Here is a 20,225-nt window from a genome sequence, read left to right as displayed (position 1 = left end):
CCCGTCGACCCAGCGTGCGCGGTACAGTCGAGGGCACCCTGGCCCCCACACCTCAAGGACTCCATCGCCATGCGCCGACTCACCGGCCACGTCCAGCACTTCGCCTGGGGAAGCCATACCGAGATCCCCGCGATCCTCCGTAGGGACCCGGATGGGCGCCCGTGGGCCGAGTACTGGCTGGGCACCCACCCGGGCGGGCACGCGTTCCTCGACGACGGGCGGGCGCTCGCGGATCTCGTCCAGGACGAGCCGCACGTCCTGGGGAGCGCCACCGAGACGCAGTTCGGCGCCCGCCTGCCGTTCCTGTTGAAGATCCTGTCCGCGTCCTCGCCGCTCAGCCTGCAGGCGCACCCGTCGCGCGAGCAGGCCGAGGTGGGCTACGCGCGCGAATCCCTCCAGGGTCTCCATCCCGCGGATCCGGTGCGCTCCTTCAAGGACGACTGGCCCAAGCCGGAGGCCATCGTGGCCCTCACCCCCTTCGAGGGCCTGCTGGGCTTCCGGGATCCCGTGGAAACCGCAGGCCTCTTCGAGGGCCTCGGGGTGGCCGACGAGCTCGCCTCAGTCATCGGGCCGTTGCGGGACCGCCGCGACGCACCGGCGCTGCAGGAGGTGTTCCTCGACGTGCTGTCGCTGGCCGAGCGGCGCTACCTCGTGGATGTGGTGCTCGCGGCCGCCGTCGAGCGCCTGCACGCGCCGGCGAGCCTGGGCGAGTTCGCCCGCACCGCGGTCGAGCTGGACGAGCACTTCCCCGGTGATCCGGGCATCCTGGCGGCGCTGCTGATGAACCGCTTCGCGCTGCAGCCCGGCGAGGCCGTGGCCCTCGAGGCCGGCGTGATGCACGCCTACCTGCGCGGCACCGGCGTGGAGATCATGGCCAACTCGGACAACGTGATGCGCGGCGGCCTCACCGCCAAGCACATCGACGTGGACGGCCTGCTGCAGGTGGTGGGCTTCGAGCCGATGGTCCCGCAGATCCTGGTGCCGGCGGGGGGCGACGGCGTCTACCTGTATCCCACGTCGTTCCCCGAGTTCGAGCTGTGGCTGCTGGCCCCGTGCGACGACGGTGCCCTGGCGCTCCCCCGTCCGGATTCCGGCCGGATCGCGCTGGCCACCTCCGGCTCGTTCACCCTCCACGGCGACGGGGAGCCGCAGCGCGTCGAGTCCGGGGACGCGGTGTTCGTCCCCGCCGACGAGCAGGTGACGGTCACCGGCAAGGGCCAGCTGTTCGTCGCCGCGTCGGGCGCCTAGTTGCGCTGCCCCCCCTTGCGCCCGGCAGAATAGGGGCGCCTGCCTCCTTAGCTCAGCGGCCAGAGCTCTCGCCTTGTAAGCGAGTGGTCGAGGGTTCGACTCCCTCAGGAGGCTCCACTTTGTGACCCGAGGCACTCGGGACAAGAATGACCCCATGACTGAACCCAGCAAGTGGGCGCGCATCATCGCCGCGGACCCTGATCACTCCCAGCGCTACATCGAGCGCTTCAAGATCATGGAAGCGGCAGGCCACGACCTGGCCGGCGAGGCCCGGACGGTCGACGCGATGGTGCCGCGCGGCTCCCGGATCCTGGACGCCGGCTGCGGCCCTGGGCGGGTCGGTGGCCGCCTGAGCGCGCTGGGCCACGTGGTGGTGGGCGTGGACGTGGACCCCGCCCTCATCGAGGCCGCGGAGACGGATCACCCCGGACCCACCTGGGTCGTCGGGGACCTGGCCGAGCTTGATCTCCCCGCCGCGGGCGTGGAGGCGGACTTCGACGTCATCATCGCCGCGGGCAACGTGATGGGCTTCCTGGCGCCGTCGACGCGCGTGGAGGTGCTGCGCCGCTTCGGCACGCACCTGGCACCGGAGGGACGCGCGATCATCGGCTTCGGTGGGGGCCGCGGCTACGAGTTCGCGAATTTCTTCGCCGACCTCGACGCCGCCGGGCTACGCCTGGACGTGGCGCTGTCCACGTGGGACCTGCGCCCCTTCACCGAGCAGTCGGACTTCCTCGTCGCCCTCTGCTCCAGGGCCTGACCACACTCAGGCCGGATCGGCCAGCACCAGGCAGGACCAGGGGCCGAGGCTCAGTCGCTGATCGGCCAGGTGCTGAGCCCCGCTGACCAGGTCAACCACCGGGGACGGGACGGTCGCGGCGGCGGGTTCGTCGCTCCAGTTGTGCAGGAACCAGATCAGCCGCCCGTCGGAGCGTCCGGACATGACCGAGACCGACGCGTCGCGCACCCAGGGGGCCGAGACGGGCGACGCGACGAGTAGCCGGAAGACGTCCGCGGCGAGGGCCGGGTTGGGCACCGTGCCCACGCACACCACCTGTCCCTCGCCGTGCCGACGGCGGGTCACGGCCGCGAACTCGCCGAACCGGCGGTGATCGTAGCGGGCGAGGACCTCGGCGTCGGTGGGCAGGTAGCCGTCCAGCCACAGGGTGCCGCTCGCCCCCTCGGACAGCGCCATGCCCTCGGCCACCAGCGGGAGCGGCGCGTCCAGGTTCGAGAACTCCTCATAGGTGAGCCCCGCGGCCTCTCGCAGCCGGTACGGGGCCACTGCCAGCCGGGCGCGGGCCTCCAGGTCTCCGTAGCCGGTGCGCGGTCCGACGACGAGGGTGCCGCCCATCTCCGCGTAGCGCGCCATCCGCGCCAGGTCGTGACCGCTCGCCACGAACTGCGACGCGGCCACCAGCACCGGGTACTGCGCCACCAGGTCCGCCGCCGACATGGCCCGGAACTGCTCGGTGTTGAGGAAGCGCACCTGGGCGCCCGCATCGACGGCGCCGCGTTGGAACGCGCCGACGATGTCGTGGTAGGCCGTCCGGCGCGGCGTCCCACCGTCGTCGTTCAGCGGCGGCGTGAACTCGTAGTGCTGCTTGGTGGCGGTGTCCCACAGGATGGCCACCTCTGCGTCCGGCACGTAGCCGTCGAGGTGCTCCCCCACCGCCGACAGGATGCTGCCCAGCTCCGCCACCTCGCGGTAGACGCGTCCGGGCACCTGCGAGTGGGGCAGGACGCCGCCCCAGTAGGTCTCGGTGCCGAAGTGGAGGGTGTGCCAGTGCCAGTACTCCACCATCGCCGCGCCGCGGGCCACGAGCGCGAGCCCGGCCTGGATGAGCTGGCCCGGGTAGGCGGGATAGTTGGCCGAGGCCCACTGGATGGCCTGGGCGTTGGTCTCGGTGACGAGGAACCGGCGCTGCTGCAGCCCGTAGGAGCGGTCCGCCAGCTCGAGCAGCCCGTGCACGCCGGTGCGCACCCACGGCTCGGGGCGCTCAAGCTCCGAGTCCCACGCCAGGTGGTCCTGCATCGCGTAGTATGCGTTGGCCGCCGCGACATCCAGGCCCGCGCTCACCTGGGCCTCGTCGATGGTGGGCCTGTCGAAGGCCACGCAGGTGGTGACGAACTGGTCCTCCCGCGCGTACTCGCGCACGATGTCGCGCTGCCACGCGATGAACTCGGTGGTGCACTCGTTCTGGAACGTGCGCCAGGCGAGGTCGTACTGCGGCTGGGCGTTGCCGTCGGGCCGCCACAGCTCGACCCAGTGGTTGATGCGGTGAGACCAGTAGGTGAGGCCCCACTCCTCGTTGAGCCGTTCGACGTTGTGGTAGCGCTTCTTGAGCCAGTCCAGGAACCGCACGAACGTGCCGTGGTTGTGCAGCGGGATGACGCCAGGCTCGTTGTCCACCTGGTAGCCGATCACCGCGGGGTGGTCCACGTAGCGGGCGACGACCTTCCGGATGACCCGCTCCGCGTGGAACAGGAACGCGGGGTGCGTGATGTCGATCTCCTGGCGGGCGCCCCAGGGCTGGCGCTGCCCGGTGCGCGGCTCGCCGGCGATCTCGGGGTAGGCGTGCGCCAGCCACGGTGGGGCCGCGTAGGTGGGGGTGCCGAGGATGACCCTGATGCCACGCGCGTGCGCGCCGTCGAGGACGGGCTGCAGCCAGTCGAGATTGAACTCGCCGTTGCGCGGCTCCCAGGTGCTCCAGGTCGACTCCCCCACTCGGATGACCGTGAAGTGGGCGGCCTGCATGAGGTCCAGGTCACGGGTCGGGTCGTCGGTGGGCTGGTACTCGAGGTAGTAGGCGGCCCCGAAGCGGACGCCGGTGGGCCGATACGGCTGCGTTGTCATGACGTACGTACCTTTCGTCGCTGCTTGAGGTAGGTGGTCACGAAGATGAAGATGATCAGCCCGATCGCCACGTAGCCCGCGAACCTGGCGTAGGCGTTGAGCACCGCGACCGCGGCGTCACCCAAGCGCCAGCCCGTCAGGAAGAACGCGATCAGCCACAGCGTCGAGGCGATGTAGTCGTAGATGAGGAACCGTCGGAGGCTCATCCCCGATGCACCGGCCAGCACGAACACCACCTGCATCAGAGGCAGCGGCATCGGAAAATACGCGATGAGGAAACCCACCGGACCCAGCTTCTCGGCCCAGCGCTCGGCGCGTGCGTAGCCGCGTGCGGCGCGCTTGGACTGCCCGGCCCAGACTTCGATCATGCCGCGCCCCCACAGCTTGCCGGCCCACCAGTAGATCCAGTCGAACTTCAGGCTGAGGATCGAGGCGACGATCAGGACCACAGGCCAGTGCGCCATCCCGCCCGTCGACGCGATCGCCCCGCTGGCCGCCACGGACGTGCGGCCGCCGGTGATCATCGCCAGCCAGTCCGGCGCGGTGGCCAACAGCCAGGCCCGGGTGGGGAGCAGGATCAACCCGAAGACGCCCACCACGCCGAACCAGGCGAGGCAGGCGATGTCGTCGCGGCCGGGCTCCTTGCGCCACGGCATGCCGTCGGCCTCCCACCAGGCCTGCTCTGCGTCCTCCGGCGCGGGCTGGTCCGGGTCGGCGGGGCCGCCCGGTTCAACCGCGGCGTCGTCGCGGGGCTGCTCATCAGTCACGCGTTGAATGGTACGTGGACAGGCGCCGATGCCCTCACCACACATCGCGGCACCGGATGCGGAACCCTCGAGTGCGGGTTCCACTTCTGCACCCCGGCTTCGAAATCCCGGGGGGTGGGGTGTAAAGTCTCGCCTCAGGAACACCTGAAAACAGGTTCCTATCCACAACGGATCGTCGGGCACGTACCTGCCCGTGGAAAGGAATATGGCTATGGCCACAGTTAGCTACCGGGACGCGTCCCGTGTCTACCCCGGGACCGATCGTCCCGCCGTCAACAAGCTGAACCTCGAGATCGAGGACGGCGAATTCATGGTCCTTGTTGGCCCTTCGGGCTGCGGCAAGTCGACCTCCCTGCGCATGCTGGCCGGCCTCGAAGAGGTCAACTCCGGCTCCATCTACATCGGCGACCGCGACGTGACTGACCTTCCCCCGAAGGACCGCGACATCGCCATGGTCTTCCAGAACTACGCCCTGTACCCGCACATGACCGTCGCTGACAACATGGGCTTCGCGCTCAAGATGCAGAACGTGCCCAAGGCGGACCGCGAAAAGCGAGTCCAGGAAGCCGCCAAGCTCCTGGGCCTCGAGGACTTCCTCTCCCGCAAGCCGAAGGCCCTCTCCGGTGGCCAGCGTCAGCGCGTCGCCATGGGCCGCGCCATCGTGCGTCAGCCGCAGGTCTTCCTCATGGACGAGCCGCTGTCGAACCTCGACGCCAAGCTCCGCGTCTCCACCCGCACCCAGATCGCCGCCCTGCAGCAGCGCCTCGGCGTCACCACCGTCTACGTCACCCACGACCAGGTCGAGGCCATGACGATGGGCGATCGCGTCGCGGTGATGAAGGACGGCAACCTGCAGCAGGTCGACACCCCGCTGGCCCTCTACGACGCGCCGAAGAACCTGTTCGTCGCCGGCTTCATCGGCTCGCCCGCCATGAACCTGATCTCCGGCAAGCGCGTCGAGGACGGCGTGCAGGTCGGCGACTACGTCGTTCGCGTTCCCCGCGAGACCCTGGCCAAGGCCGCCAACGGCGAGGACACCCTCACCATCGGCATCCGTCCCGAGGCGTTCCGCGTCGCGGACGAGGGCATCGGCCTCCACATCGCGGTCGTCGAGGAGCTCGGCGCCGACTCGTTCCTGTACGGCACCCTCGCCTCCTCGCACGAGGACGAGATCGTCAGCGAGCAGCAGTTCGTCGCCCGCGTCGGCGCCCGCACCGCACCCCACAAGGGTGAGGTCGTCCGCCTCGCGGCGGCTCCTGAGGCCGTCCACGTGTTCAGCAACAAGACGGAGGAGCGCCTCTCCTGAGCGCGCGATCGCTCTCCTGAGAGCGAAATCCTTCTGTAGTGGAGCCCCGGTTCGCCGGGGCTCCACTATTTTTCAGGGGTCTGTACAGAGGAGCGATTGATGGCTGAGCTTGGACGCTGGACCCGGGGCATGCGGGCGGGGCTGGGTGCCGACGGCGCCTATGGCGCCGTCGTGCCCCCGCTGTACCTGAGCACGAACTTCACCTTCCACGGCTTCGACGAGCCCCGCGAGTACGACTACACGCGCTCCGGCAACCCCACCCGCGACGTCCTCAACGACGCCCTGGCCGCACTGGAGGGCGGGGCCGGCGCCACGAGCGTAGCCACGGGCCTGGCGGCCATCACGCTGGTGGCGGAGGCCTTCGTGCCCGCGGGGGGCCGGGTCGTGGTCCAGCACGACGCGTACGGCGGCACCTGGCGGCTGTTCACGTTCCTGGCCTCGCAGGGCCGGTTCGAGGTGGACTTCGTCGACTTCAACGACGACGCGGCCCTGGACGAGGCGCTGGACCGCTCCCCCACCCTGGTGTGGATCGAGACGCCGTCGAATCCGCTGCTGCGGATCACCGACATCGCGGCCACGGCCGCCCGGGCGCACGCCGTCGGCGCCCTTGTCGCGGCGGACAACACCTTTCTCTCGCCGCTCCTCCAACGGCCGCTGGAGCACGGGGTGGACATCGTCATCCACTCCACCACCAAGTTCATCAACGGGCACTCGGACGTCGTGGGGGGCGCGGCTGTCGCGGCGGATCCCGAGGTCCACACGAAGCTGCGGCTGTGGGCCAACGCGCTGGGCCTCACGTCCAGCCCGTTCGACGCCTACCTGACGCTGCGCGGGCTCCGCACGCTCGACGCCCGCATGCGGGTGCACGCCGCCAACGCGGAGGCGCTCGTGCGGCTGCTCGACGGTCACCCTGCTGTCGCGGCGCTGCACTACCCCGGGCTCGCGTCGCATCCGGGCCACGAGGTCGCGGCCCGGCAGCAGAGCGGCTTCGGCTCCTTGATCTCGCTGGAGCTGGCCGGCGGAGTGGCCGCGGTGCACCGTTTCCTGGACGGGCTGCAGATCTTCCACCTGGCGGAGTCCCTGGGCGGGGTCGAATCGCTGGTGTGCCATCCGGAGACCATGACGCACGCTGGCATGACCGCCGAGGCGCGCGAGACCGCGGGGATCGACGGCGGTCTGCTGCGGTTGAGCGTCGGCATCGAGGCCGAGGAGGACCTGGTGGCCGTCGTCGCGGAAGCGTTGCAGCGCGCCGAGGGCTCGGGCAGCGACAGCCGCCGCGGCGGGCATTAGACTCGGCCCGTGCCCCGGTTCCTCGCTGCCAAGCCCGACGCGGACCTCCTCCAGTTGCCCTGGCAGGTCCCGCTGGTGGAGTGGCCCGCGCGCCACCTCGTCGCCCTCCCCCGAGGCATCTCGCGCCATGTGGTGCGGTTTCTCACTGTCGGGGAGGAGATCTTCGCGGCCAAGGAGATCCTGGAGGAGGTGGCGGTGCAGGAGTACCGCATGCTCACCGAGCTCAAGCGCCTCGGAGTGCCGTCGGTGGACCCCGTCGGCGTGGTCCTGGGCCGGGTGGACTCCGACGGTGACCCGTTGGACCCCATCCTGCTGACGCGGCACCTTCCCTTCTCGCTGCCGTACCGCTCGCTGTTCTACCCGGGCGTCAAGCACGAGACGGTCAACCGGCTGCTGGATGCCATGGTGGCGCTGTTCGCCCGCCTCCACCTCACCGGCTTCTACTGGGGCGACGTGTCGCTGTCCAACATCCTCTTCCGCCGAGACGCAGGCGAGTTCGCCGCCTACCTCGTCGACGCCGAGACCGGCGAGCTGCACGACACACTCACCGACGGTCAGCGCGCCCACGACCTGCAGATCGCCCGCACCAACCTCTTCGGCGAGTTCCTGGACCTTGAGGCCGGCGGCATCCTCGATGCCTCCCTGGACCCGCAGTGGCTGGTGGCCACCATCGAGGAGCGCTACCAGCAGCTCTGGGCCGAGCTGACGGGCGAGGAGGAGTTCGCCGGCTCGGAGCTCTACCGCCTGGAGGGTCGCGTCCGTCGCCTCAACGCACTCGGCTTCGACGTGGCCGAGATCGATGTCGACGCCTCGCCGGACGGGCAGACCATCCGGATGCGCCCGAAGGTGGTAGAGGCCGGGCATCACACCCGTCGGCTCATGCGGTTGACGGGGCTCGACGCCGAGGAACACCAGGCCAGGCGCCTCCTGAACGACATGGACACCTTCCGCGCCAAGAACGCCCCGCACGCCCCCGAGTCGGTAGCCGCCCACAAGTGGCTCGTCGAGGTCTTCGAGCCGGCAGTCACCCGCATCCCCGCGGACCTGCGCGCTAAGCGCGACGCGGCCCAGTTCTTCCACGAGGTGCTGGATTACCGGTGGTACCAGTCGCAGCGCGAGAACCGTGAGGTGCCCACCACCGAGGCGGCCTCCGGGTACATCCAGGAGGTGCTGACCCAGCTGCCTGACGAGCAGATGGCCAACATCGATCCGGTGGGCGGCGAACTCGCCAACAAGTACGACCCGTCGCACGGCTACGTCGACGACAACGACGAGAAGCCCTACGACCCCTGGGAGGACGGCGCCAACGACCCCGACATCCCGGTGGTAGCCGGGTTCGACATCAACGCCCTGCGCGCCAAGGCCGCCAAGAAGCCCAAGAAGGCTTAGCGCTTGCGGGCGTGGACCCGCTCGATGACGCCGTGATGCAACCGGTCCGCCGCCACCACCTCCAGGCCCATCGCCTCGACGACCAGGCGCGGGCGGCGAGTGAAGTACTCCCCCTGCAGCGGGATGGTCACGGCTTCGAGAAGCCATTGCCCGGCGCGGAGCACGGGATTGGTGGAGCCCACGTGGTCGGCGAGCAGGAGGCTGCCTCCGGGGCGAAGCACCCGCACCATCTCCTCGACCCCGCGTCGGTGGTCCGCGAAGCCGCACAGCGAGTAGGTGCACACGACGGCATCGAAGGACCCGCCGTCGAACGGCAGTTCCTGGCCGTCCCCGACCTGCGCCTCGACGGTGAGCCCGAGACGGTCGATCCTGCGCTCGGCCACCGCCAACATCCCGGGGCTCAGCTCGATCGCGGAGAGTGTGATGTCGCGGCTGTAGTAGGGCAGGTTGAGTCCAGTCCCCACCGCGACCTCCAGCACCTGGCCAGCCGCACGCTCCGCCACCCAGGCCCGGCTCCCGGCCAGAAACCGGCGCTCAAGGGGCGCGATCTTGTCGTCGAAGTGTTCGGCTCCCTCGTCCCAGTGGTTACGGAGCCGTTCCTCGCGCGCTTTCGACATGGGTCAAGTAGACCACCGGCGTCGAGCGGCTGTCACGCGCAGCCGTCAGGACCGCAGGCCTCTCCGGAGCCGTCGATCGTGATCAACCCGGGCACCCGCTCAGACCATGACACCTCGAGCGCCTGGAGGAACACTTCAGGAGGCTGTGCGCCGGAGACCCCGTACTTGTCGTCGAAGACGAAGAACGGCACTCCGCGCACGCCGATGGCGGTCGCCTCCGCGATGTCGCGGTCCACCGCGGCGTCGAGATCCATGGAGTCGACGGCGGCGCGCGCCTCCTCCTCGGCCAGCCCCGCCGCGGCGGCCAGCCCGCCCAGCACCTCGGTGTCCCCGATGTTTACGCCCCCCTCGAAGTGGGCCGACAGCAGCGACTCCTTCAGCCGGTCGGTGCGGGCGCCACCGTCGACGGCGTCGGCCCGCTTGGCGGCCTGCAGCACGCGGTGCGCGCGGCGGGAGTTGGCGACGACGAGGCTGTCGAAGTCGTAGGTGAGCCCCTCGCCGGCAGCCTGCTCGGAGACGTGGGCGATCATCGCCTCCACGCTGCTGGCGGGCAGGCCCTTCGATGCCACGAGGTACTCCACCTCGGTGCGATGGTCGTGCTCGGGGAGGCCCGGATCGAGCTGGTAGCTGCGCCACTGGACCACCACCTGATCGCGCTGCGGAAACCGGCCCAGCGCGGTTTCGAAGCGGCGCTTGCCGATGTAGCACCAGGGGCAGGCGATGTCTGACCAGATCGATACGTTGAGAGTCACCAGCCCAGGATAGTACATGTTTCAATCACCTCTGAGCGGCGAATCCGCGGGCTGCCCAGTAGACTCTGCTCCTGTGACCCTCAAGCTCTATGACACCGCGACCCGCTCAGTGCGCGCGTTCGTTCCCCTCGCCGAGGGCAAGGTGTCGATCTACCACTGCGGGCTCACCGTCCAGGCGTCGCCGCACCTGGGGCACATCCGCAAGGAGGTCGTCTTCGACGTCCTGCGCCGATGGCTGGAACATACGGGCCTCGAGGTCTCTGTTGTGGCCAACGTCACGGACATCGACGACAAGATCCTCGCCAAGTCCGCCGAGGCCGGCGTGGAGTGGTTCGCCCACGCCTACCACTTCGAGCGCGAACTCCACGACGCCTACGCCTCACTGGGCTGCAAACCCCCCACGTACGAGCCCCGCGCCACCGGCCACATTCCGGAGATGATCGAGCTCACCGAGACCCTCATCGAGCGCGGCCACGCCTACGCGGCGCCGGACGGGTCCGGCGACGTCTACTTCGACGTGAAGTCCTGGCCCCGCTACGGCGAGCTGTCCGGGATGAAGGTCGACGAGATGGAGCCCGCGGCAGACGCGGATCCGCGCGGCAAGCGCGACCCGCGAGACTTCGCCCTCTGGAAGGGACACAAGGAGGGCGAGCCGGCGACGGCGTCCTGGCCCTCGCCCTGGGGTCGCGGCCGTCCCGGATGGCACCTCGAATGCTCGGCGATGGCCGGGAAGTACCTCGGCGACACCTTCGACATCCACGGCGGCGGCGTCGACCTCCGCTTCCCGCACCACGAGAACGAGCTGGCGCAGTCCGCCGCGGCGGGCAAGGGCTTCGCCCGCTATTGGATGCACAACGCCTGGGTCACCATGGCCGGCGAGAAGATGAGCAAGTCGCTCGGCAACACCGCGCTGGTCTCCGAGGTGACCAGGATCTACAACCCGCGCGCCGTGCGCTTCTTCCTGCTCGCCCCGCACTACCGCTCCACCATCGAGTTCTCGCCCGCCGACGAGGGCACCCGCGGGTCGCTGACGGAGGCGGAGAAGGCGATCGAGCGGATCGACTCGTTCGTCGGCCGCGCCAAGGAGTTCCTGGCTGATGGCTCCACCGCCGTCGGCACTGCGGAGGCCCCCGAGTTCGCCGCGTTCACGGCCGCCATGGACGACGACCTCGGCACCCCGGCGGCAACGGCCGCACTGTTCGAAGGAGTCCGTGCCGGCAACCAGGCCATCGCCGACGGCGACACGGCCAGGGCCCAGGTGTATGCGGTGGCCGTCGGGCAGATGTTGGACGTGTTCGGCCTCAACCCGGGCGCCCCAGACTGGGCCTCCAGCCGCGCGGTCAACGATCTCACCCCCGTCGTCGACGGCCTGGTGGGCGCCCTCCTGAACCAGCGCGCAGCAGCGCGCGTGTCCAAGGACTGGGCCGCCGCCGACGCCATCCGCGACACCCTCGCAGGCCTCGGCCTCGTGATCACAGACACCCCCACCGGCCCCCGGTGGAGCTTGGAGAAGAAGTAGATGGCAGGCAACTCATCGCGCCGCGGCGCGACCAGCAAGGGCAAGAACAAGACCGCCGGATCGGGTGGGCGCGTCCGGCGCGGCCTCGAGGGTCGCGGGCCCACACCGAAGGCCGAGGACCGGCCCTACCACAAGGCCTACAAGTCCAAGCAGGCCGCGCAGCGCGCCGGGCAGGGACGTCCCCAGACCACGAAGAACCCCGTCGGGGCGGACTGGGTGGTGGGGCGCAACCCCGTCTTCGAGGCTCTCACGGCCGGCCTGCCGGTGAAGCAGGCCTTCGTCGCGGAGGGCGCGGAGCGCGACGACCGTCTCCGCGACATCCTCAAGTTCACCGCTGAGCACGGCCTGCCCCTGCTTCAGGTCACCCGAGCCGAGCTGGACCGGGTCACCGGCGGTCTGGTGCACCAGGGCGTCGCGGTGCAGCTGCCCGCCTACGAGTACGCCGACGCCGAGGATGTGCTGGCGGACGCGCTGGAGCTGGACGGCATCGTCGTGGCTCTCGACGGCATCACGGATCCGCGCAACCTCGGGGCGATCGTGCGATCCGCGGCGGCGTTCGGCGCGCAGGGAATCATCATCCCCTCGCGACGCTCTGCCTCCATGACGGCCGCGGCGTGGAAGACCTCCGCCGGGGCCGCCGCAAGGCTGCCAATCGCAATGGCCACCAACCTCAACCGAGCCCTGCAGCAGGCGTCCAAGATGGGCTTCACCATCATCGGGCTCGCCGGCGAGGGTGAGGTGCCCGTCTCCGGCGCGCCCGGCCTCGACGGGCCCGTGGTGATCGTGGTGGGCTCCGAGGACGAGGGCTTGGCGCGCCTGGTGCGCGAGAACTGCGACGCACTGGTCTCCATCCCGATCGCAGGCTCGGTGGAGTCGCTCAACGCCTCCGTCGCCGCCTCCATCGCGCTGTACGAGGTGACCCAGCAGCGCTCCGGGATCACCCCGTCGGAGTGATGTCCAGCCGCCAACGGTGAAAAATGCCCCCAGGCGACGGGGCGACTAGATTGGTACCCACACCGCACACTCAAGGAGAACTGTGAGCGATCTCGAGTCGATCTCTTCGGCCTACCAGACCCTGTTGGGCATGATCGAGCAGGTGGAGCCCCGCATCGCGCAGGCGACGCGGCAGGAGCTCACCGACCAGCGCGCGTCGCTGAAGCTCATCGCGTCGGAGAACTACGCCAGTCTTCCGGTGCTCGCCACCATGGGCACCTGGCTGAGCGACAAGTACGCCGAGGGCACCGTCGGGCACCGCTTCTACGCCGGCTGCCAGAACGTGGACACGGTTGAGGCCGTTGCGGCCGAGCACGCCCGCGAGCTGTTCGGCGCCGAATACGCCTACGTGCAGCCGCACTCGGGCATCGACGCGAACCTGGTGGCCTACTGGGCCATCCTGGCCAACAAGGTCGAGGCCCCGGGCCTGGCTGAGTTCGGCGCCAAGGGCGTGGCCGACCTGTCCGAGGCGGACTGGGAGACGCTGCGACGCCGCTTCGGCGACCAGCGGCTGCTCGGCATGTCGCTGGACGCCGGCGGCCACCTCACACACGGCTTCCGCCCCAACGTGTCGGGCAAGATGTTCCACCAGCGCTCCTACGGGACGGATCCCGAGACGCAGCTGCTGGACTACGACGCCCTCGCCGCCCAGGCCCGCGAGTTCAAGCCCCTGATCCTGGTGGCCGGCTACTCCGCCTACCCGCGGCGCGTGAACTTCGCCACAATGCGCGAGATCGCCGACGAGGTGGGTGCCGTGCTGATGGTGGACATGGCCCACTTCGCGGGTCTGGTGGCCGGCAAGGTGTTCACCGGCGACGAGGATCCGGTGCCGCACGCGCATGTGGTGACCACCACTACGCACAAGTCCCTGCGCGGCCCGCGCGGCGGTATGGTGCTGGCCACCAAGGAGTTCGCCCCGTCGGTGGACCGCGGCTGCCCGCTCGTCCTCGGCGGCCCGCTGTCCCACGTCATGGCTGCGAAGGCGGTGGCGCTGGCCGAGGCCCGCACCGCGGAGTTCCAGACCTATGCGCAGAACGTCGCCGACAACGCCAAGGCGCTGGCCGAGGGCCTGCTCCGGCGCGGCGTGACCCTGGTCACGGGAGGCACGGACAACCACATCGTGCTGATGGACGTGCGCTCCTTCGGGCTGACCGGCCGCCAGGCGGAGTCCGCGCTGCTGGAGAGCGGCATCGTCACCAACCGCAACGCGGTGCCCAACGATCCCAACGGCGCCTGGTACACCACCGGCGTCCGGCTCGGCACCCCCGCGCTGACGTCGCGCGGCTTCACCGCCTCGGACATGGATGCGGTGGCGGACATGATCTCCGGCGTCCTGAAGTCCACCACGCCGACCACCACCGCCGCGGGCGACCCGAGCAAGGCGAAGTACGTCCTCACCGACGACGCCCGCAGTACGTCGTTGGCCGAGGCCGAGCGCCTGCTGTCGATGCGGCCGCTGTACCCGGGCTTCGAGCTCTGAGGCGCACCGCCTCAGCGTGAGTACAACGCGCCCTGCACAGTGTGGATGAACTGCGTCATGGAGGCGGGGAGGTCCTGGAGGTGCCAGGTGCCGGGCGCGTGGTACCAGCTGAGCACGGCGGGATCCGGGACGGTGGCGTCGTCGTCGGCGGCCACCATCGCCTCCAGCCAGCGCTCCTTGCCGCCCAGCACGACCGTGTAGCCGAGCAGCCGCGAGATCTCCTGGAGCTCGCGGCCGCGCGGCATCTCGGCGGTGGTGTGCGTGGCCAACAGCGCGGACAGGGCCCCGAGACCGTCGAGGAGGGCGGTGCCCGCAGCGGTGCGGCGCGGCATCCGGTCCGCCACCCACACCACCGCGGCCCCCACCGACACCAGCACCAGCGCCATCAGGCCGAGGGTCGTGAACGCCACCAGCACCACGGCGGCCAGGAAGGCCAGCCCGAGCACGACGTACCCGCGGGTGCGCCACGACGACCGGGTGGAGTCCGGCCTCTGCTCGAACCAGCCCCGTGCCACCACGTCGTCGTACAGTGCGTCCTGGATGCCGACGATCCGATCGGCGAGGCGTCCGCTCAGCCGCGACACCAGGGTCTGCTCGCCTTCGGGCGCGACGGCGTCGAGCAGCTCCTGCTCGAACCGGGCCAGCTCGTCGACGGGGGCCTCGGTGCGCTCGATCGTCCAGTCCAGCAGCCCGTGGCTGGGCCGCGGCAGCTCCGTGATGAGCAGGTGCCCGCGGACGGCGAGGTCAACGAGGGTGGCCGTGACGTCGATCGGGTCCACCCGCTCGTCGGCGACCGTGCCCACGTGCCCGGGGCGCACGCCCTCCGCCACCCGGAACACTGACTCGCCGGGCCCGACCGGCGCGAACGATCCGATGGCGTGGGCCGCGGAAGGGGCGAGGTCGCGGCCGGCGCGGCGATGCAGCAGGAGCAGCAGCGCGCCCCCGAGAAGGGCGGCGCCGAGGGCCGCGAGCACCGTCGGCCAGGAGACGGTGAACGCGCGATCCAGGCTCCACCGCTCCTGGAGGTCCGCCGTAGCTGCCACCTCATCCGCGGGGTAGGCGACGCTGAGCACCACCTCGTCGCCCGCGTCTCGGGGACCGTCCTGGAACGCCGCATCCGGCTGGGCGAACGTGCCGCCGCCGAGCGCCGCGCACCGGCCGACGCTGCCGCGGGGGCCGGCCTCGCAGCCGATCATGTCCGGGAGCGCCGGCCCCTCGACCACTCCTGCCACCTGGCTGAGCGCCACCGGAAGGCCCTGAATCAGGGGCCATTGGAGCATCGTGAGGGCGCCGTCCTGGCCCTGCTCGGTGCGGGTGGCGCCGTGGACGTCGTAGGCGAGGATGAGAGGGCCGGCACCGTCGACGGCCATCCGGATCTCCACCTGGGTGGCGGTGGTGGTGGTGGCGAGGTCCACCGCCTCGCCCGCGACAGTGGCCGAGATGTTGCTGATGCGGTACCGGTGGAAGTGGGAGGAGTCGATGCTTCGGGTGAGCGCCAGCACCTGGGTGAGCTCGTCGAGGGGCGCGTCGAAGGTGAGGGTCTGCGTGACGCGCAGAGTCCCGTCGGCAGCAACCACGCCCGCGACCTCGGCGGCCGCCTCACCGCCCTGCGCGAGGGCGGCTGAGGGCCACCACAGCATCGTCGCGACGGCGGCGATCAGCATCCAGCAACGCGCACGACGGCTCATCGCAGCCCTTCCTCTTCAGGTAGCAGCAACCTAGCGCACCCGCGACGTCAGTCCTCCGCGACGACCGTGGCCACCGCGATGGCCGCGACACCCTCGCCCCGGCCGGTGAGGCCGAGCCCGTCGGTGGTGGTGGCGCTGACGGTCACCGGGGCTCCGACGGCGGCGCTGAGCACGCGCTCCGCCTCCGCACGGCGCGGTGCGAGCTTGGGCCGGTTGCCGATCACCTGGACGGCCACGTTTCCGATGGCGTAGCCGGCCGCGCGGACGCGCCGGGCGGTCTCGGTGAGGAAGGCTACGCCGCTGGCGCCCGCCCACTCCGGCTCGGCGGTGCCGTAGTTGCTTCCGAGGTCGCCCATCCCGGCGGCGCTGAGCAGCGCGTCGCACGCCGCGTGGGCGGCGACGTCGCCGTCGGAGTGACCGGCCAGGCCGGAGGCTTCGTCGGGGAAGTGCACGCCGGCCACCCAGAGGGGCACCCCCGGCTCCAGCCGGTGCACGTCCGTGCCGATCCCCACTCGATTCATCGTTGCTGCCCCTTAGTGTGAGTGATCCCGAGCGGCCAGGATGGCTCGGGCCAGCACCAGGTCCACGGGTTCGGTGATCTTCAACGCGTCCCGGTGCCCGTCGACGAGCGTGACGCTGAGGCCGGCGTGTTCGCAGGCGGCGGCGTCGTCGGTGACCTCGAGCGCCTCGGCCAGCAGGAGGTCGTGGGCCCGCCGCAGCGCGCCGAACCGCGCCCCCTGGGGTGTCTGCACCGCTCGCAGCGGGGCCCGGTCCACCACCTGCGACGAGGCCCCGTCGATCCGGCGGATGGAGTCCACCACAGGCAGCACGGGGATGGCCACCTCCGCGCCGCCGGCCACGGCCGACGCCACGGCCCGCACGACGGTGGGCGGGATGAGGGCGCGGGCCGCGTCGTGGACGAGGACGACGGCCCGGTCCGGCGCGGTGATGGCGGCCAGCCCGATCCGTACGGAGTCCTGCCGGGTTGAGCCCCCCTCGACGCAGGTGGTGGGCACGGCGGCCCCGTCCAGCGCGGTACGGAAATCCCGCTCCAGGCCGTGGGGGACGGTGACGACGACCTGCTCGACTCCCCCTGCTGCCAGGGCGTCCACGGAACGGCGGACCAGGGTGACGCCCTCCAGCTCTACGAGGGCCTTCGGCTGGGCTGCGCCCAGCCGGGAACCAGAACCGGCCGCCACCACAACGGCGACGACCGGCGTATCAAGATGTGACACTTCTGGATTCAGGAGGCGAGGACCTCGTCGAGCATGACCTCGGCCCTGTCCTCGTTGACCTGCTCGGCGAGCGCGAGCTCGGCGATCAGGATGGAGCGGGCCTTCGCCAGCATCCGCTTCTCGCCGGCGGAGAGACCCTTGTCGCGGTCTCGACGCCACAGATCCCGGACAACCTCGGAGACCTTGATCACGTTGCCGGAGTGCAGCTTCTCCATGTTGGCCTTGAAGCGGCGGGACCAGTTGGACGGCTCCTCGGTGTGCTCGGCGCGAAGCACCGCGAACACCTTTTCCAAACCATCAGCGTCGACCACGTCCCGCACACCAACCAGATCCAGGTTGCACGCCGGCACGCTGATCACCAGGTCGTTTTGTCCGATGACGCGGAGGACCAAGTACAACTTGTCCTCGCCTTTGATGGTCTTGTTCTCGATGTCTTCAATGACAGCAGTCCCATGATTTGGGTAGACCACCGTTTCACCGATCGAAAAAGTCATTCAATGACCCCTTTCCCAGAACTCAATTCTAGCAGGGCCGCCGCCACCCACCCAGACGGCGATTCTTACCCCACCCCGGGGCCCCGCGCTGGATGCTTCGTGGTACACGCAGCCCGGATCCGGTTAGGATGTGCCTAGCCACGCCCCACAGCCGGAGGACACATGAGCAAGACCCTGCGCCGCACCGCGGCCCTCGTCGCCACCGTCGCGCTCGCCGTCTCGGTGAGCGGGTGCACGGCAGGCCAGTGGGAGTACGCCGCGCCGCCTGCGGCCGGCGTCCAGGTGGATGAGGGCGGGCTCAAGCTGCGCAACTTCATGGTGGTCACCGACGGCGACGGCACCGGAATGATTCTGGGCGGGATCGCCTCGCGCGACGAGGCGGCCAGCGTCGCGGGCCTCGGCTACGCCGCCGAGCTGGAGGACGGCTCGTTCGGTGAGCTCAACGCCGTGCCGTTCACCGCGGACATCCCCAAGGGCAAGACCATCATCCTCGACGGCGCGGACACCACGTTCAACACCTCCGAGCTGCTGGTGGGGCGCCTCGCGCGGGTCGCCGTGCAGTTCGACCGCGGGCAGAGCGTCACCCTGAGCGTTCCCGTCGTGTCCGCGGAGCACCCGGACTTCGTCGAGGCGTGGGAGCAGGCCGGCGCCTGAGGCGTCAGCCGTCGTACTTGTAGCCGAGGCCCCGCACCGTCACCAACCGCTCGGGGTTGGACGGATCGCGTTCGATCTTGGAGCGCAACCGTTTGATGTGCACGTCGAGGGTCTTGGTGTCGCCCACGTAGTCGCTGCCCCAGATGCGGTCGATCAGTTGGCCCCGGGTCATCACCCGGCCGGCGTTGCGCAGCAGGAGCTCGAGCAGCTCGAACTCGCGCAGCGCGAAGCGGACGTCCACGCCGTCGACGTTGACCTGGTGACGCTCCACATCGATCCGCACGCCGCTGACCTCCACAACCTCGGGGAGCAGCACCTGGTCCTGCCCTCTCCGCAGCACGGCCCGGATCCGGGCGACGAGCTCGCGGTGGCTGAACGGCTTGGTGACATAGTCATCGGCGCCGAGCTCGAGACCCACCACCTTGTCCACCTCCGAATCTCGGGCGGTCACCATGACGATCGCCACGTTGCCCCTCGCGCGCAGCTGGCGGCACACCTCCACGCCCGGGATGCCCGGCATCATCAGGTCCAGCAGCACCAGATCCGCGCCATTCCTGTCGTACTCCGCCAACCCTTCGGCGCCGTCGGCGGCGGTGACCACGTCGTAGCCCTCCTTGCGGAGCATGAAGCTGGTGGCGTCGCGGTAGGAATCCTCGTCCTCGATGATCAGGATGCGGGTCATCTAGGCCTCCTCGTCGGTGTCGTGGTCTGTGTCGGCGGGATCTGGCCCCAGGTAGGCGGGCAGCCGCAGCGTGAACGTGGAGCCCTGCCCGGGCCTGGACCACACCCTCACGGTGCCGCCGTGGGCGTTGGCGATGTGGCGCACGATGGACAGGCCGAGGCCCGTGCCGCCGCTCTGCCGCGACCGGCCGTAGTCAACCCGGTAGAAGCGCTCGAAGACGCGCTCCTGCTCCTCGGGCCTGATGCCGATGCCGTTGTCCGAGACCTTGATCTCCACGAACTGGTCCCCGTCTGCGGTGACGGGCAGGATGCTGAGCGTGACGCGGGCCTTCTCGTCGGAGTAGTTGATGGCGTTCTGCACGAGGTTGGTGACGGCATCGGCGAGCTGCCACCTGTCTCCCATCACCTTCGCGTGCGTGGTGCGGGCCAGGATGAGGGAGACGTCCCGCTGCGTGGCGCGCTCCTGCGAGCGGGCGATCGCCTCACCCACCACCTCGGCCACGTCCACCACCTCCCGGCTGAGCAGGGGGTCCGTGGATTGCAGCCTGGACAGGTCGATGATCTGATTGACCAGCTCCGCGAGCCGGGCCGTCTCCAGCTGCATCCGGTGCACGAACCGCTGGACCGCCTCGGGGTCGTCCTTGGCCGCCTCGACCGCCTCCGCCAGCACCGAGATGGCGCCGATGGGGGTCTTCAACTCGTGGGAGATGTTGGCGACGAAGTCCCGCCGCACCGCCTCCACCCGCTTCTGGGCTGACTCGTCCTCCGCGATGACGAGCACGTTCTCGTCCACCATGGGGGCGATCCGGGTGGCGAGCTCCAGCCTCTCGGAGCCGGGGTGGAGCTCCCGGACCACCGGCCCGCGGTAGGGCGCCTGGGACGAGCGCACCTCCCGGACGCGCTCGAGCAGTTCGGGGAAGCCGACCCTGCTGCCGCGGGCGAGGTTGAGCGCCACGCCGGGCTCGTTGACCATGAGGATCTCGTCGTGAGGGCCCACGAGGACGGCGCCGGAGGCGATGGTGTCCAGCACGTCGTGGAGTTCCCGTGACGCCTTGTCCGCCATGCGCTGGGCCTCCAGCTGGCGCCAACTCTGCTTGCCCTGGACGAGCAGGTAGGCGAACAGGACACCGAGCAGGGCTACCCCCGCCCCGATGAGTCCGGCGAGGGCTGGGTGCATGCCGCCATCATATGGCTCGACCGCCAGAGGACCGGTTCCGGAAGCCCTCACAGCAGCGACGACGGCGCCGAGTCTTCA

19 protein-coding genes and 1 tRNA gene are annotated in these 20,225 nt (G+C 70.2%); 10 read left to right on the top strand and 10 right to left on the bottom strand.

All coding sequences use genetic code 11. From position 1 onward, the window contains the following. The first annotated feature begins 69 nt into the window (after positions 1-69). The 3 genes from manA (at position 70) to ACZK39_RS10445 (ending at position 2,008) form a co-directional block, all read left to right on the top strand. Entirely contained in the window at positions 70-1,248 is a 1,179-nt protein-coding gene (gene manA, locus ACZK39_RS10455) for a mannose-6-phosphate isomerase, class I (protein WP_463613280.1), read from the top strand. A 41-nt stretch (positions 1,249-1,289) separates the two neighbouring features. Then, a tRNA-Thr gene (locus ACZK39_RS10450) sits at positions 1,290-1,365 on the top strand. A 37-nt stretch (positions 1,366-1,402) separates the two neighbouring features. Beyond that, positions 1,403-2,008, top strand: coding sequence for a class I SAM-dependent methyltransferase (locus tag ACZK39_RS10445; protein WP_463613279.1), 606 nt, complete (start codon positions 1,403-1,405; stop codon positions 2,006-2,008). 6 nt (positions 2,009-2,014) lie between these two features. Here the strand turns inward: ACZK39_RS10445 and ACZK39_RS10440 are convergent, their stop codons facing one another. Together ACZK39_RS10440 and ACZK39_RS10435 are read right to left on the bottom strand one after the other, a co-directional pair. Beyond that, positions 2,015-4,105 carry a beta-galactosidase gene (locus ACZK39_RS10440; protein ID WP_463613278.1) on the bottom strand — a complete coding sequence of 697 codons (2,091 nt, stop codon included), beginning with the start codon at positions 4,103-4,105 and terminating at the stop codon, positions 2,015-2,017. After that, on the bottom strand, positions 4,102-4,872 hold the full coding sequence (locus tag ACZK39_RS10435) for a DedA family protein (protein WP_463613277.1): 771 nt from the start codon (positions 4,870-4,872) through the stop codon (positions 4,102-4,104). The genes ACZK39_RS10440 and ACZK39_RS10435 overlap by 4 nt, the downstream gene beginning before the upstream one ends. Before the next feature lie 211 nt (positions 4,873-5,083). On the opposite strand from ACZK39_RS10435, the gene ACZK39_RS10430 reads away from it, so the two are divergent. The 3 genes from ACZK39_RS10430 to ACZK39_RS10420 all read left to right on the top strand — a co-directional run bounded on the left by ACZK39_RS10430 (position 5,084) and on the right by ACZK39_RS10420 (position 8,857). Continuing rightward, positions 5,084-6,178, top strand: coding sequence for an ABC transporter ATP-binding protein (locus tag ACZK39_RS10430; protein ID WP_459054975.1), 1,095 nt, complete (start codon positions 5,084-5,086; stop codon positions 6,176-6,178). 99 nt (positions 6,179-6,277) lie between these two features. After that, entirely contained in the window at positions 6,278-7,468 is a 1,191-nt protein-coding gene (gene metB, locus ACZK39_RS10425; protein WP_459054976.1) for a cystathionine gamma-synthase, read from the top strand. 9 nt (positions 7,469-7,477) lie between these two features. Beyond that, complete coding sequence (locus ACZK39_RS10420) at positions 7,478-8,857, top strand: DUF4032 domain-containing protein (RefSeq protein WP_459054977.1); 1,380 nt, start codon at positions 7,478-7,480, stop codon at positions 8,855-8,857. On the opposite strand, the gene ACZK39_RS10415 is transcribed toward ACZK39_RS10420, so the two are convergent. Next, positions 8,854-9,474 (bottom strand): class I SAM-dependent methyltransferase, encoded by a 621-nt coding sequence (locus tag ACZK39_RS10415; RefSeq protein WP_463613276.1) that lies wholly within the window; start codon positions 9,472-9,474, stop codon positions 8,854-8,856. The genes ACZK39_RS10420 and ACZK39_RS10415 overlap by 4 nt on opposite strands. Positions 9,475-9,506: 32 nt before the next feature. Next, positions 9,507-10,226: a DsbA family oxidoreductase gene (locus ACZK39_RS10410; RefSeq protein ID WP_463613275.1), complete on the bottom strand. Its 720-nt coding sequence runs from the start codon at positions 10,224-10,226 to the stop codon at positions 9,507-9,509. A 73-nt stretch (positions 10,227-10,299) separates the two neighbouring features. Between ACZK39_RS10410 and cysS the strand changes: the two genes are divergently transcribed. From cysS to ACZK39_RS10395, 3 genes are all read left to right on the top strand, one after another. Next, positions 10,300-11,745 carry a cysteine--tRNA ligase gene (gene cysS, locus ACZK39_RS10405; protein ID WP_463613274.1) on the top strand — a complete coding sequence of 482 codons (1,446 nt, stop codon included), beginning with the start codon at positions 10,300-10,302 and terminating at the stop codon, positions 11,743-11,745. Continuing rightward, positions 11,746-12,699 carry a 23S rRNA (guanosine(2251)-2'-O)-methyltransferase RlmB gene (rlmB, locus tag ACZK39_RS10400; protein WP_182781703.1) on the top strand — a complete coding sequence of 318 codons (954 nt, stop codon included), beginning with the start codon at positions 11,746-11,748 and terminating at the stop codon, positions 12,697-12,699. Between the two features lie 82 nt (positions 12,700-12,781). Continuing rightward, on the top strand, positions 12,782-14,218 hold the full coding sequence (locus tag ACZK39_RS10395; RefSeq protein WP_370585675.1) for a glycine hydroxymethyltransferase: 1,437 nt from the start codon (positions 12,782-12,784) through the stop codon (positions 14,216-14,218). An 11-nt stretch (positions 14,219-14,229) separates the two neighbouring features. Here the strand turns inward: ACZK39_RS10395 and ACZK39_RS10390 are convergent, their stop codons facing one another. Genes ACZK39_RS10390 through ACZK39_RS10375 form a run of 4 tightly spaced genes read right to left on the bottom strand, consistent with a single transcriptional unit; the run spans position 14,230 to position 17,635 of the window. Then, positions 14,230-15,906 (bottom strand): DUF2207 family protein, encoded by a 1,677-nt coding sequence (locus ACZK39_RS10390; RefSeq protein ID WP_463613273.1) that lies wholly within the window; start codon positions 15,904-15,906, stop codon positions 14,230-14,232. 47 nt (positions 15,907-15,953) lie between these two features. Next, positions 15,954-16,427, bottom strand: coding sequence for a 2-C-methyl-D-erythritol 2,4-cyclodiphosphate synthase (ispF, locus tag ACZK39_RS10385; protein ID WP_182781701.1), 474 nt, complete (start codon positions 16,425-16,427; stop codon positions 15,954-15,956). 12 nt (positions 16,428-16,439) lie between these two features. Beyond that, positions 16,440-17,141 carry a 2-C-methyl-D-erythritol 4-phosphate cytidylyltransferase gene (gene ispD, locus ACZK39_RS10380; RefSeq protein ID WP_463613272.1) on the bottom strand — a complete coding sequence of 234 codons (702 nt, stop codon included), beginning with the start codon at positions 17,139-17,141 and terminating at the stop codon, positions 16,440-16,442. An 8-nt stretch (positions 17,142-17,149) separates the two neighbouring features. Then, entirely contained in the window at positions 17,150-17,635 is a 486-nt protein-coding gene (locus ACZK39_RS10375) for a CarD family transcriptional regulator (RefSeq protein ID WP_182781700.1), read from the bottom strand. 162 nt (positions 17,636-17,797) lie between these two features. Here ACZK39_RS10375 and ACZK39_RS10370 point away from each other — a divergent pair, with 162 nt between their 5' ends. Next, positions 17,798-18,289, top strand: coding sequence for a hypothetical protein (locus ACZK39_RS10370; protein ID WP_463613271.1), 492 nt, complete (start codon positions 17,798-17,800; stop codon positions 18,287-18,289). A gap of 4 nt (positions 18,290-18,293) precedes the next feature. Here the strand turns inward: ACZK39_RS10370 and ACZK39_RS10365 are convergent, their stop codons facing one another. Both ACZK39_RS10365 and ACZK39_RS10360 read right to left on the bottom strand, forming a co-directional pair. Further along, complete coding sequence (locus tag ACZK39_RS10365) at positions 18,294-18,971, bottom strand: response regulator (RefSeq protein ID WP_463613270.1); 678 nt, start codon at positions 18,969-18,971, stop codon at positions 18,294-18,296. After that, the gene (locus tag ACZK39_RS10360) at positions 18,972-20,147 is read right to left on the bottom strand and encodes a sensor histidine kinase (RefSeq protein ID WP_182798654.1); all 1,176 of its coding nucleotides are present in this window, start codon (positions 20,145-20,147) and stop codon (positions 18,972-18,974) included. Positions 20,148-20,225: the final 78 nt, after the last annotated feature.

Source organism: Tessaracoccus luoxuelianae (assembly GCF_055326245.1).
The sequence above is the reverse complement of the archived record's forward strand: the minus strand, read 5'-3'. Positions and strand labels throughout refer to the sequence as shown.

What these genes read in the sequence shown, in the direction of transcription:
- ACZK39_RS10370 (WP_463613271.1), top strand. Translation starts at nt 17,798, where the DNA reads ATGAGCAAGACCCTGCGCCGCACCGCGGCCCTCGTCGCCACCGTCGCG.
- manA (WP_463613280.1), top strand. Translation starts at nt 70, where the DNA reads ATGCGCCGACTCACCGGCCACGTCCAGCACTTCGCCTGGGGAAGCCAT.
- ACZK39_RS10390 (WP_463613273.1), bottom strand. Translation starts at nt 15,906, where the DNA reads ATGAGCCGTCGTGCGCGTTGCTGGATGCTGATCGCCGCCGTCGCGACG.
- ACZK39_RS10360 (WP_182798654.1), bottom strand. Translation starts at nt 20,147, where the DNA reads ATGCACCCAGCCCTCGCCGGACTCATCGGGGCGGGGGTAGCCCTGCTC.
- ACZK39_RS10430 (WP_459054975.1), top strand. Translation starts at nt 5,084, where the DNA reads ATGGCCACAGTTAGCTACCGGGACGCGTCCCGTGTCTACCCCGGGACC.
- ACZK39_RS10365 (WP_463613270.1), bottom strand. Translation starts at nt 18,971, where the DNA reads ATGACCCGCATCCTGATCATCGAGGACGAGGATTCCTACCGCGACGCC.
- ispF (WP_182781701.1), bottom strand. Translation starts at nt 16,427, where the DNA reads ATGAATCGAGTGGGGATCGGCACGGACGTGCACCGGCTGGAGCCGGGG.
- ACZK39_RS10445 (WP_463613279.1), top strand. Translation starts at nt 1,403, where the DNA reads ATGACTGAACCCAGCAAGTGGGCGCGCATCATCGCCGCGGACCCTGAT.
- metB (WP_459054976.1), top strand. Translation starts at nt 6,278, where the DNA reads ATGGCTGAGCTTGGACGCTGGACCCGGGGCATGCGGGCGGGGCTGGGT.
- ACZK39_RS10375 (WP_182781700.1), bottom strand. Translation starts at nt 17,635, where the DNA reads ATGACTTTTTCGATCGGTGAAACGGTGGTCTACCCAAATCATGGGACT.
- rlmB (WP_182781703.1), top strand. Translation starts at nt 11,746, where the DNA reads ATGGCAGGCAACTCATCGCGCCGCGGCGCGACCAGCAAGGGCAAGAAC.
- ACZK39_RS10415 (WP_463613276.1), bottom strand. Translation starts at nt 9,474, where the DNA reads ATGTCGAAAGCGCGCGAGGAACGGCTCCGTAACCACTGGGACGAGGGA.
- ACZK39_RS10440 (WP_463613278.1), bottom strand. Translation starts at nt 4,105, where the DNA reads ATGACAACGCAGCCGTATCGGCCCACCGGCGTCCGCTTCGGGGCCGCC.